The sequence below is a fragment of the Paenibacillus nuruki genome (genome assembly GCF_001721045.1).
In the GTDB taxonomy this organism is placed as follows: Bacteria; Bacillota; Bacilli; order Paenibacillales; family Paenibacillaceae; genus Saccharibacillus; species Saccharibacillus nuruki.
This window is the reverse complement of sequence record NZ_MDER01000029.1, coordinates 65,368-78,411: the sequence shown is the minus strand read 5'-3', so window position 1 is coordinate 78,411 and position 13,044 is coordinate 65,368. Positions and strand designations below refer to the sequence as shown.

Annotated in this window: 12 protein-coding genes; all 12 read right to left on the bottom strand. The window is 42.4% G+C overall.

Annotated elements, in window-relative coordinates; genetic code table 11:
• Positions 1-22 precede the first annotated feature (22 nt).
• The 12 genes from PTI45_RS04570 to PTI45_RS04515 all read right to left on the bottom strand — a co-directional run bounded on the left by PTI45_RS04570 (position 23) and on the right by PTI45_RS04515 (position 12,966).
• Positions 23-676 carry a nucleotidyltransferase family protein gene (locus PTI45_RS04570; protein ID WP_069326357.1) on the bottom strand — a complete coding sequence of 218 codons (654 nt, stop codon included), beginning with the start codon at positions 674-676 and terminating at the stop codon, positions 23-25.
• Positions 642-1,673, bottom strand: a complete 1,032-nt coding sequence (locus PTI45_RS04565) for an XdhC family protein (protein WP_069326356.1) — start codon at positions 1,671-1,673, stop codon at positions 642-644. The genes PTI45_RS04570 and PTI45_RS04565 overlap by 35 nt, the downstream gene beginning before the upstream one ends.
• A gap of 35 nt (positions 1,674-1,708) precedes the next feature.
• Positions 1,709-3,031: a 5'-deoxyadenosine deaminase gene (locus tag PTI45_RS04560; protein WP_069326355.1), complete on the bottom strand. Its 1,323-nt coding sequence runs from the start codon at positions 3,029-3,031 to the stop codon at positions 1,709-1,711.
• 31 nt (positions 3,032-3,062) lie between these two features.
• Positions 3,063-4,643, bottom strand: a complete 1,581-nt coding sequence (ggt, locus tag PTI45_RS04555) for a gamma-glutamyltransferase (RefSeq protein WP_069326369.1) — start codon at positions 4,641-4,643, stop codon at positions 3,063-3,065.
• A 5-nt stretch (positions 4,644-4,648) separates the two neighbouring features.
• Positions 4,649-5,905, bottom strand: coding sequence for a pyridoxal-phosphate-dependent aminotransferase family protein (locus PTI45_RS04550; protein WP_069326354.1), 1,257 nt, complete (start codon positions 5,903-5,905; stop codon positions 4,649-4,651).
• A complete protein-coding gene (gene allC, locus PTI45_RS04545) occupies positions 5,892-7,166 on the bottom strand; it encodes an allantoate deiminase (RefSeq protein WP_069326353.1) in 1,275 nt (424 codons plus the stop codon). Before allC ends, PTI45_RS04550 begins: the two co-directional genes overlap by 14 nt.
• Positions 7,159-8,550: an allantoinase gene (locus PTI45_RS04540; protein WP_069326352.1), complete on the bottom strand. Its 1,392-nt coding sequence runs from the start codon at positions 8,548-8,550 to the stop codon at positions 7,159-7,161. The genes allC and PTI45_RS04540 overlap by 8 nt, the downstream gene beginning before the upstream one ends.
• A gap of 73 nt (positions 8,551-8,623) precedes the next feature.
• Positions 8,624-8,974: a hydroxyisourate hydrolase gene (gene uraH, locus PTI45_RS04535; protein ID WP_069326351.1), complete on the bottom strand. Its 351-nt coding sequence runs from the start codon at positions 8,972-8,974 to the stop codon at positions 8,624-8,626.
• The gene (gene uraD / locus PTI45_RS04530) at positions 8,975-9,502 is read right to left on the bottom strand and encodes a 2-oxo-4-hydroxy-4-carboxy-5-ureidoimidazoline decarboxylase (protein WP_175425118.1); all 528 of its coding nucleotides are present in this window, start codon (positions 9,500-9,502) and stop codon (positions 8,975-8,977) included.
• Between the two features lie 280 nt (positions 9,503-9,782).
• The gene (locus PTI45_RS04525) at positions 9,783-11,375 is read right to left on the bottom strand and encodes a PucR family transcriptional regulator (RefSeq protein ID WP_069326350.1); all 1,593 of its coding nucleotides are present in this window, start codon (positions 11,373-11,375) and stop codon (positions 9,783-9,785) included.
• Between the two features lie 306 nt (positions 11,376-11,681).
• Positions 11,682-12,119, bottom strand: a complete 438-nt coding sequence (locus PTI45_RS04520) for a GNAT family N-acetyltransferase (RefSeq protein WP_069326349.1) — start codon at positions 12,117-12,119, stop codon at positions 11,682-11,684.
• Between the two features lie 85 nt (positions 12,120-12,204).
• On the bottom strand, positions 12,205-12,966 hold the full coding sequence (locus PTI45_RS04515) for a class I SAM-dependent methyltransferase (protein WP_069326348.1): 762 nt from the start codon (positions 12,964-12,966) through the stop codon (positions 12,205-12,207).
• Positions 12,967-13,044 lie beyond the last annotated feature (78 nt).

Sequence of the window (13,044 nt, the reverse complement as noted above, 5' to 3'; positions counted from 1 at the left end):
AATATAACATTAAATGAAAATATTAATATTGAGCTAGATGCTGTTGGATCTGTAGCCATGCTTCAGGTGTATCTGCATCCCAGAAGAAATGGTCGGGATATCTCACGATATTGCTATAAAAATAAGGATTTGTTAGTAACTTACGAGCGCCTTGATCACCTTCCAGTTCTTCTAGATACATCCACATATGTTCAGGAAAAATAACAGGAGGCTTTATTCCTTCATGATCGGCACAAGCAATAAAATCTACATCCGGCTGATGCTGATAAATAGTCATTAGTTCAGTCAACATAGTCGATGTAATTAAAGGTTGATCACCAAGTAAAATAAGTACGGCATCTGCTGAAGATAACCGTACTTGCTTCATTCCACAACGAATCGAATACGACATTCCTAAATGTGCTTGTTCACATACCACATTTTGCATTTTAGAAGGGTATTGCTGTATCCAATCTTGAATCTCCTGTTGCCATTGTGATGAAGAATAAGGTGCTGTGACAGTGATAACCTGCTGAATCTGCTCGGTATGGAGCACAGTAGACAGTACTTTCCCCCCAATCGTCATGAAAGGCGTTGCATTTTGATTAGAGGGTATAGATTCTAACGGTAGACTTAATTTGTCTTTGCCCATACGACTGCTTTTACCCGCCGTAAGCACTAATGCGGTAATGTTCATTCGTAACTTCCTTTCTCGGTACAAGCACACGCCCGCGTTTGACAGCAATCAACTCGGCTACAATACTGATCGCTATTTCATCAGGGCCGTCTGCTCCAATCGATAAGCCCACAGGCGAATGGATATTAGCATAAGCAGGTAATTGATCCAGTAGACGACGTGTCCGCTCTTTGGAACCCATGATTCCTAGATAAGCACAATCTTGGTCTATCATTAACTCAATCCATTCTCGTTCACGTGGGAAATTATGACTCATTAATATCACATAATCTTGTTCACCTGGCTGGATCTGTTCATACAATGATTGTGGAAATCCGACAACACAGGTCGCTCCGGGAAAACGTTCATTTGTACATAATCCTTCACGCCAGTCTCCAATCACTACATCAAATCCAGCTACCTGTGCCAAAGAATGAACAAGTTTACTGTCATCTCCAGCACCGATCAGAATTAGACGTGGCTTAGGTCGATACGTGCGTACGAATGTATACTGCTCTTTTTCCGAAGAAGGAACTTGTACTGTACTCAAATCTGCATTATGAGCAAGCATCAACGGTTGATGAGATAACTGGTAATCAATCTGGTCGCCATTGTTTTGAAAAGAACGAGTTAATAAGACATTTTCACCTTGATTTAAGCGGGTATGCAATTCAGTGATCACATTCAAAAAGGAACCTCTGACTGGCTCTAACAAAATATTCAATAATCCGCCACAGCCGATATTTTCGCCCCAGGATAGATCATCTGCTGGTCGCATATCATATTCCACGACGTAGACTTGTGAGCTGTTCCAGACAGCATCGACGCGAGCTACAAGGTCACTTTCTAAGCAACCCGGGCTAATACTTCCAAATTGCTGTCCATCAGCCGTCAGAATCATGGAGACTCCTTCTTTGCGGTACGCATGTCCTTCTACATGGACAACAGTAGCCAGAACTGTACGCATGTGTTGTTGATGTTGCGATAATGCAATTGTGCACAGGTCTTTCATATCCATGAGTCTCCATCTCCTTTGAATGTAAATATGAATTTTTAAATCCGTGTCATTAAACGTTTAATCGAACGATCAGACTCACGTAATACAATACTGCGATCAATTGTTTTGACACGGCGATTCGCTAATACTATGCTACCATCGATAATCACAGTATCTACATTGCTACGTGTCGCAGAATAGACCACTCTGGAATAGACATCCACATCATATGAAGGAAATGTATGATAATCTTCCAGATCCAGTAGTACCATATCTGCTTTTTTGCCGACTTCGAGACTACCGATTTCTTTGGCCATACCGAGTACTTCTGCGCCACCCATCGTTGCCATACGTAGCACCGTTCTAGCATCCATCACTGTAGGTCCATGAGGAACCTTTTGGATCAAAGCCGCCAGTCGCATTTCTTGGAACATATCTAGATTGTTGTTACAAGGTGCTCCATCAGCGCCAAGACCGACATGAATATGACGATTCATTAAGTCTGGAATCTCGGCAATTCCTGAAGACAACTTCAGATTAGAACCCGGACAATGCGTTACTTTAACCCCACGCTTGTACAAAATCTGCTTTTCTTCTTCGCTTAGCCAGACACAGTGTGCCAGAATGAGACGTGGATTCGCTAGACCGATATGATCGAGATAGACAATATTGCGCATGCCTCGCTCTTGTTCAACCAGTGAAATTTCGCCACGATTTTCAGAAGCATGGGTATGCACTTTAACATGATATTGTGCTGAAAGATCACGAACTTCGGTCAACAATCGTTCAGTACAAGAAACAACGAATCGTGGACAAAATGCATATTGAATACGTCCACCGCCGAATCCATTCCATTTTTCCAGTAAATCTACACTTTTTTGTAGAGATTCATCGGTATCTTCTTGTAAAGGTTCAGGTACATCGGTTCCATGATCCATCATCACTTTGCCCGAGATCACACGTAGTCCACTCTGCGCCATCGCTTGAAAAGCCGAATCGGTATGATGGACGGTTTCCATATCACAAATGGTAGTCGTTCCACTGGAAATAAGTTCTCCAATACCAAGCAAAGCCGAATAGAAAATGGATTCTTCATCATGAGCCGCTTCTAGTGGCCAGATACGCTTACGTAACCAGTCCATTAGCTCCATATCATCCGCTCGTCCACGGAACAATGTCTGACACAAATGAATATGAGTCTGAATAAATCCGGGAAGCAATGTTTTGCCTCGTCCATCTATTTCTTGATCCGCATGATCGTCCAAATGAGGAGCCATTTTGACAATTTTATTATTTTCGATGAGTAAATCTCCGATAAATACTTCTTCGCTGGCATTCATTGTGACCATCTGTGCTTGTCTTATCATGATGCTTCCCATGCTGCTTACCCCTCTCTGTCTCTATACCACGTTATATGCCGATCGCGATCCCATCACTACGAGGGTCAGCCGCACCGCTAAATACGCCTTGTTCACTAATCATAATCCCCTGTGCTTCGCCCATTACCGCATCATAATCACGGATCGGTTCAACGATATGACCGTATGCTTCTAAACGTGAATAAATATCTTCGTACGAACGACTTTCGATCTTCAACGTATCGCTCATATCGCCCCATGTTCGTCCATAGAGCCAGCGAGGTAATCCAATCGCTTGTTGGATATTAAGCTGATAATCAATCACCCCGGTCAAAATAGACAACTGTGTCTGTGGTTGCCCTTCTCCACCTTGTGTACCTAACAGCAGATAAGGCTTCCCATTTTTGGTAACCATCCCGGGCATTAACGTATGGAACGTTCGTTTACGTGGCTCCAAGACATTAGGCGCACGATCATCCAGTGAAAAGAATGATCCACGATTTTGTAAAATGACTCCACTATCTCCCGGTACATAAGCCGATCCAAAATCAAAATAAAGACTTTGAATAAACGAAACGGTATTGCCTTCATCATCTGTGACAGCCGCATAGGCTGTATCTTGACCCATCGCTGGAGACAGATGCGGAGACGCTTGCGGACGATACTGCATGTCATACCATAATTTGCGGGCATAGTCTTTGGAAAGTAATTGCTCTAACGGAATCTCTCTGAACGCAGGATCAGTCAAATAACGATCACGATCTTGAAAAGCTTTTTTGACGGTCTCAACTACAAGATGATAAAATTCAGGCGAAAAACGAGCGATCGACGATAGTTCTACATTTTCCAAAATGTTGAGCATCATCAATACCGAAAATCCCTGTGTGTTCGGTGGCATTTGATAGACTTCATGCCCTCGATAAGTGGTCGAAACAGGTTCTACCCATTCGCCTTGATGGGCTGCTAGATCAGCAGTTGTGAGCACACTACCATCTCGTTCTGTCGCTTCCCCGATCATCTGTCCGATACTGCCACGATAAAAGCATTCACTTCCTTGCTCACTAATCAATCGAAGCGTCTGAGCAAGCTTATGCTGAACAACAATATCGCCTTCTACAAGTGGAATACCCTGAGGGCAAAATACGGATTGAAGATGAGAATCTTGTTGTATCCATTCCAGATCACGTATAATCCAGCGTGCTAGACTAGGCGAAGCAGGAAAGCCTTCTTCGGCATAACGTACCGCAGGAGCCATAATTTCAGCCCACGATAATCGCCCATACTTTTTCCAGACATTCTCCCAAGCATCCACCATACCCGGTACCGTTACAGCAGCCAAAGGACCACGGCTTGGAATAGAAGTATACCCTTGCTTGGTGTACCATTCAGGAGTTGCTTTGGAGGCGGAACGCCCACTTCCATTATACCCTTCAATCTTGCCTGTACGCCCATCATGAATCAGAAAAAAAGCATCTCCACCAGGTCCTGTCATATGTGGGTAAACGACACCCAGTACAGCACTTACCGCAACCGCAGCATCGAATGCATTACCACCGGACTGCAAAATAAAAGCGCCTGTCTGACTTGCTAAATAATGCGGTGCTGCAACCATTCCTCTACGCGATTGGGGCATAATGTTCACTGGTACGTCACCTCTTTCTGACCGGCATAGACACGAAGCGCCGCTTGCACTCCTTGTCCTGCTGGCAATGATACACCATGATGAATCAATACTGCTTCTAAAGCGCCCAAGACGTGGAGTACATTTTTGCGACTACTGCTATATCCCATACTCCCAATCCGCCAGATTTTACCTTGTAATGGGCCAAATGAACTGGCGATCTCAATCCCAAAATCATGCAATAACATCGAACGTACACTTTCTCCGTCTACACCTGCTGGAATGTAAATACATGTTACTACAGGCAATCGTGCGGCATCATCACCGAATAATTCTAAGCCCATACCACGAATACCGGCTACGATCGCAGCTCCATTTTCCGCATGACGTGCAAAACGTGCTTCAAGCCCTTCTTCTAATAAAATGCGTAATCCTTCACGTAATCCGTACAACATCGAAGTCGCTTCAGTATGATGATTAAGTCGCTTAGGACTCCAATAATCTTGCAGTTGAGCAAGGTCAAAGTAATTGCTAGCAATACGATGATGACCGGATAGGACGGCTGAAGGAATATCGCCTACAGGACGAAGTCCACGCTCAATACTTTTACGATTCTGAATCTTACGTTCTACTCGATCATTGTACGTAATCGGTGCCATACCTGAAGGGACAGACAGACACTTCTGTGTTCCTCCCATAACCGCATCCACTTTCCATTCATCGGTATAAAAAGGAACACCTCCGATGGTTGCAACCGCATCGACAATAAATAACACATCATGCTCACGGCAAAAGTGACCGATCTCTGCTAAAGGTTGCATACATCCTGTAGACGTTTCCCCATGGACCATCGCTACAATTGTAGGACGATGTTGTAGAATAGCTTGCTGTACGGTTTGAGGATCAAATACCGTTCCCCATTCGGTCTCAATCGTCACAACGTCTGCACCGCAACGCTCAGCAATTTCCGTTAATAAATGACCAAACCGTCCATAGATCGGAACCAATACTTTATCACCCGGTTCAATCAAACTAACCATAATGGCTTCGAGACCTGAGCGTGAAGTACCATCTACAGGAAAAGCCCACTGATTATCCGTTATATATAATTCACGTAACATTTCCATTGTCTCATTCATGATATCGGTAAAAGCCGGGTCAAATTGTCCCAAAATAGGCATAGACATTGCTCGCAATACACGCGGATCGACTTCAACAGGACCGGGTGTCATAATGGTGCGCGGGGGCGGAGATAAATCTTTATAACGCTTCATGGTCTTCACCTCGATAAGCATATTGATATAGCAATTCGGTTAGCACTTTGAAGCCCTGTACGATATCAGCTTCGGCTGTATATTCCAATGGATTATGACTAATTCCTTCCCGACTAGGTACAAAAATCATAGCAGAAGGACATTCCACGCCGAAAATCTGAGCATCATGCCCTGCCCCACTCGGAAGTAACATCGATGATATGCCTGCTTGATCACATACATGTTGCAAATCATCAATCATCGCTTGATGCATCGGCACAGGTTCAGCACGTAGATGTTCTTTCCACGATAGTGTTAATCCTTCTTGCTGAGCAATCGCGGAAATCTCTTCATATAAAGCATCTGTATAATCATTCAATATACGATGATCCAGATGACGAATATCCAATGTAAATGTAGTCTCGCCTGCAATCACATTTGGTACATTTGGTGAAACATGTAGACTACCTACTGTAGCTACCAGAGGATCACCCCACTCCAGTGCCGAACGTTTCACATGACTAATCATTAATGCTGCTCCTGCCAAAGTATCTCTACGCCACTGCATGGGTGTTGTTCCTGCATGATTGCTCTCACCGAGTACCTTCACTTCGATCCGACGTTGTCCTACAATACCTGTCACCACACCGATCTGATGGTCTGTCCGCTCCAGTACAAATCCTTGTTCAATATGAAGTTCGATATAAGCAGCAAATTCTCGTTTACACGTTGGATAGTTCGAATCAGTTCCAAATCCGGCTTGTTTCATCGCTTGTTCGAGACTGATCCCTTCTCGATCTTGCACCATAGGAACTTGATCCGCTTGATAAGATCCTGTTATATTACCTGAACCCCAATAGGTTAAAGGAAATCGGCTACCTTCTTCTTCTGCCAGTGATATGACTTCAATCGTTCGTAAAGGCTGTCCATATGTTTCTTTTAAATAAGACAGTGCCAGCACACCGGCTACAACGCCAAGTGCACCATCATATTTGCCTCCAAAAACAACCGTATCGATATGGGAACCCGTTACAATCGGTAATTGTTCAGCTTGTTGTCCTACTAATCGACCGCTTAGATTTCCGACTTGATCGTAAAAGGGTTCTAATCCTTGTGCTTCCATATAAGTAAATAAAGACTGTTGTGCTTCTAACCATGCAGGAGTATAAAGTAAACGTGTGACTCCGCCTTGCTCGTCAGCTCCGAATTGAGCCAGCCACTCTAACATATCGTGTAACTTTGCACTGTAATTTTCGATCATAGGCGCTGCTTGCTTAGCCATGAATCACTCCTCCTGTCTGATAAGCGATAAACTGCCCTACACATGTATCTGTTAATCCTGAAGATTGGTCATAAACAATATGTCCGCGTACAATGGTTTTTTGCACTGTCGAAGAAAAAGAATATCCGATATACGGGCTTTGACGATGCTTATCATAAAGATCCTCTTTGTCTAACGTATCCGGTTGATTCAGATCAACAAGCACCAGATCAGCATCTAAACCTATTTCAATCTGACCTTTAGACTGTGCCAAGCCCAATCGTTGTGCCGGATTCTTCGACAACATATTCGTTATCGCTGGCAAAGGAATCTGTCGCTGGTGATATCCTTCTTCTAACATTAATAACAATGTGCTTTGTGCTCCCGAGATACCGCCCCATGCTTCAAAAAAATTAGTGGATTGCTTCATTTCTGGAGGACAAGGCGAATGATCAGAAGCAATAATATCAATTAGTCCCAGAGATACAGCATCCCAGAGAGCAGATTGTTCTTCAGCACTCCGTAAAGGTGGAGCACACTTCGCAAGTACACCTTTATTCTCCATATCTTGATCTGTTAACACTAAATAGTGAGGGCACGTCTCTACCGTCACATTCAGCCCTTCTTGCTTAGCGGCTGTAATGATATCAACAGCTTCACGACTACTGATATGCACAAAATGCAAAGCACAACCTGTCTGACGGCTATAATCTAGCGCACGTTTTACAGCGATGACTTCCGCAACAATCGGTCTGGAATCCAGATAATCTCTAACCCCTGTTTTCCCTTGGGCTATCGCTTGATGTGCAAGTGTAGATACCGTCGATTCATCTTCTGCATGTAATGCAAGCACATGACCTAAGCGTGCGATTTCTTTCATCCCTGCTAATAACGTATCATCATCTGCTCTTGTGAAAATCTCTTCGCCTTCGCCGCCCGGTTCTGACATAAATGCTTTGAACCCGACTACACCGCCTACAGATAACTCTGCTAGTTGCGCTGCATTGCCTTCGACCAGACCACCCCAGAGCGCATAATCAACATAAGAATGATGTTCTGCCGCTGTCTTTTTGGTGGCAAGATGTTCTGCATTTACAGTTGGAGGTACTCCATTCAGTGGCATATCGACATAAGTTGTCATTCCACCTGCGGCAAGAGCAGCCGAACCTGTCTGGAATCCTTCCCAGCTACCTAATCCAGGCTCATTAAAATGAACATGAATATCAATAGTGCCTGGTAAAATATGCAATCCTTCTGCTTGGATAACAGTAATCTCATTTCCATATGTCATAGGAGGAGTGAGCGATTGTATAGTTCCATTTCGAATACCAATATCTAGCTTTGCTACACGATCTGATAATACGACTGTTCCTCCAGCAATAATCAAATCCAGTTCTGGTTGCATGCTCTACACTCCTTTTCACTTCCCATGGGCTAACATCATGTATCTCTCTGCTATCCAGCTTATTTCAAATAGATCAACTTCCGCGATATGTACTATATCCACCGGGAGCGACCAATAATGGAATATGATAATTTTGCTCGGTATCTACAATATGGAAACGTAAAGGAACCTGTTCCCACAGTAATGTTTCTTCTGTGCTTGTACCGATATCTCGATGATAATCGCCTACATAAAAAATCAATTCGTACACTCCTGCTTGTATATCTTCCCCTGATAACAATGGTTGATCGACACGTCCGTCTGCATTGGTGATTGCGGTAGCCAATAATGTTTGCTTTGCACTATCATAAAGTTCGACTTTGACCCCTTGTGCGGGTATACCTTGTGACAAATTTAATACATGCGTTGTTATTTTACCGCTCACTCACTCCACCTGCTTTCTGTATAGATTACGCTCCTCTGCCCACATTTGAAGTCTTAATCCTGCTATCGTATGTACTTGTCCAAGAGCAGTTTGAAATTCTTCTGTAGCTGATCTACCGGTTCGTTGACGCATGGATTCTAGAATTTGATCTGTACTTTTTCCTTTGACAGCTAGAATAAATGGGAATTGATATTGCTCGGTATAATTGCGATTGAGTTCAGCTAGCTGTTCAAATTGTTCTGCTGATAGTCCAGTCAATCCCGCTCCTGCTTGTTCCGATTGTGAGTGTTCACTCATTTCTATTTTGGTTCCCAGATCTGGATGCTGTCTTAATAACGTTAACTGTGTTTCTTGACTGGATTCAGCCACTATATTTTTCATGGTATTTAACATGTCTTGTAAATTATTGAACGGTTGATGCTCCCATGCTTGCTCTGTAATCCAAGCAGAATGTTCATATAATCCGCCAAATTGCTGTAAAAATTCTTCTTTTGACCATAACTGCCATGGTTTCTGTGTCATTTCCATTGTTATTCCTCTTTTCATTCGTTCTTTTTTATCATTTTACGTAAGGTTATTGAACATATCAACTAAATGACTATAAATTTGTTATATAACATAACATTAAAGTGGTGTTTTGTGAATAATACAAAAAACCCTTACCAGAAGGCAAGGGTTCATCTACATATAATGAGCAAACCTAGATATAATCAGCAAACAGAAAAGTCTATTCTTTACGTATAGCAACCAAATAGCCATCCAAAGAAACCGGCAACTTTTATCCAATACTACTCTAATCTGCTATCGACTAAGACTGCTGTTTATCTTTCAAAAATTTGCGGAACGTAAATACCATTTTAAGCTTGAGTAGATCGTTTGTTTTTTTGAAATCCATCTGCAATAGTCCACCAATCTTATCCATTCGATACGTTACCGTATTGCGATGCACATACAACTGCTTAGCCGCTTCATTAATCAATCCATCATTTTCAACAAAAGCTTCAAGGGTATTCATAAGTACCTGATTGGGATCGCTATCTTTGATCAGTAACGGTTCCAGTATCTTATGACAATACGTCTCCATAATATTCTCCGGTACATGTTGAAATACATACGCAAATTCCAATGTCTGAAATTGTAAAGCAATATGCGTCATTCCAAATCGCTTCGCTAACTTACGTGTCTCCAATGTTTCCTGATACGCTTCACGTAATGAACTGGGTTCCGTCTTAATCTTACTGATCCAAAAGCGCGGACTACCTCCATCATGACTAAGTGATTCCATATCTTCAAACCGATTCATCAAAAACGTAGACAACTCTTCACCATAATCACGCTCGGATGGACAAGCATAGATCGACAATATACCTTCTTCAATCCGAAAATGCTGAGAAGGAAATAACTGCATGAGCGGATTATATTGTAACTCTTGATGAATCTGTGCAAGACGCTTTTCAGAAGAAAAAGCTTGAGGTTCAAGGGTCGTTAATACACATTGATAAGGACCTGTAAATAACTGAACACCTAATCGTCCTGTACCCTCGGTAAGATCATCCAGAGACATTCGCTTGGATAGATATTGTGTAATCAGTGTACGCATCTTATCTTGCACACCTGGATTCACATGTTCACGGTAAGTAGTATCCATATGGAAGGCTAACACTTCTGCCGCTTGCTGAAATAACTCCTCTTCTTCTTTCAGGGGCATCGAGCTATCTGTGAAAACAAGCAAAAATCCATATTGCTCACTACGCTTCATAATCGGTACACGGTAACAGCTACCAAGGTTCCATTTCACACGGGTAGGTGACATTTTCCACGGCCATCCTTGCAGTACATTGTCTCCGCCTTCGCCACCATTATAGAGAATATGTCCGCGGGAGCCAATAATCGCAATCGGATATTTCAAAATATCTTCCAGTACAGCAAAAACATTTCCCTGTTGATCCTGATTAAGCGCAAACTGCATGAGACGCTTTTGCTTATGTAAAACCGATTGCAACAGTTTGGTACTCCGTTCATGTTCCGCTTGAAAAAGAGCATTCATCTGATCTGAAAAGGTAAATTGAAAAGGAAGCTCAAGCAGTGGGAATTGCAAACGATCCGCTTCATCAATAATTGCTTGTGGAATCACTTCCCAGAATCGTCCTAACTTGACCCCTAGACCTGCACAACCACGCTCATTCAATTTACGCATCAGCTTGATCGCTTCTTCTTCACTGTCTTTCATAATAAAAGCAGTCGTAAATAACATTTCTCCACTTTTGATCCAGTCGGCGATATCTGGCGCGTCCATAACATTCACTGACTTCATCAGCCGTGATGTTCCCCGGGCACCCGCAACAAGGCGCGCTTCAGATAGAGGGTACACTGCGAGCGCTTCTTGAACCGTTAATTGCATACGAGTACCTCCTATTCCGCTAACATCTCTACGAAATTCCAAATAATATTGTGATGTATTATAACATACAAATCATTTGCATTAGTATAACGATTATTTATACCTTTTCTCTTATGACTCGATCTAAACAAAAAATACACCCTTTTATCCACTATAACTTCGATCTGCATAGGGCAAGATCTAGGTTAATAAGGACAAAAGAGTGTATTCAGATACAATAATCTTCTATTGCGTGAAATAAATCAAACGATATTAGTTCAGTTCAAGATCATATGATGATCCTTATTACGACTTTGACGACTGTACTTACTCATCGTCCTCTTCAACATCATAACGACAGATATAGCGTTCTGAAGCTGCATTCAATTCACCATTGCCAATAACAGTAAATCCAATATTGCGGTAAAATTCTGCACCTTCATCATCAGCTTCAGCCAATAGAACAGCAGGCTCTGCTGTTTCTAATAATTCTAGTAAAATGCCACGTCCATAGCCTTTACCACGTTCGGCTGGTGTAATCGCTAAATGACGTACACGCAATGTGTATGGTGCTTCGCCTTCTTCTGCGCAACCAATAACACCGATCCATTCGCCTTCTTCTTGGTATCCGTATAAATGCATATGATCCTGTGTACTATATTGGTGTATCACTGCTTCCAACACTTGAGGATCAGGAAACACTGCATACGATAATAATTCCTGTAATTGAGGTTGTTCTAATCTTCCATCGATCCGTTCTAACACACTGTATTCCTCCTGTACGGTTTGCTTGACTACTTCTCTATTTTACATGATGTGTCAAACCGCTACACGATTTCATTTCATATCCTTATAGATCTGTATCTTTTCCGACTTGTTCTAACACTTCAGGGTGAGGTTGTGGATCTTCTTTACAAGCAGCAAATGTGATCCAATTGCCTTGAAGTTCGATTTCTTTATTGTCTTTCGTTTCTTCGATCGCTTGTGCTACCGCTTTGCGCTCGATAATATTCCAACCTTCATAATATTGATGTAATAGACTTACCAATTGCTCTGTGGTCAAATTCAATTCAATATTACCTTCTTCTGCTTCTCCTGTCTGTTGATCGACCTGTTGGACGGAAGAAGTCATCGAAATCAGATGAATACCACCTGTACGAGTACCTGTTTGCATATTCGCAATCACTTTTTGCAAAGATTCTTCAGAAGATACATGTTCTAAACATCCGGTAGCAATTATATAATCGTATTCTTCTTTGGCAATCTCGTAACTTTCCACATCACTGGTCACCGCTTCAATTCGATCAGCCACTTTATATTCTTCTGCATATTTTTTCAATTGATCTATCGCAGAATCTAACAAATCGACTCCAACGACCATACCGCCTTGAGTGAGTTGTTGCGCTACTGGAATCGTATGTCTACCCACCCCACAAGCCATATCAAGAACTTTAGGAGCCGATGTATATTTTTGCAGTCGCTCTAATAACTCCATTACAATCGGTGTAGGCCCTGCCATCCATGTACCCGGTTCAAACAATTTATTTTCTTCGTAAAACTTTTCGTGGTAATCGGACTCTGATTCTCTAGCTGTATCAAATGCTGCGCACATCCATATCGCCCCTTATTTCGAATTTGTATATATACCATTACCCAATTATTTATCCTTTCTAAAGGAAGCATTCAATTT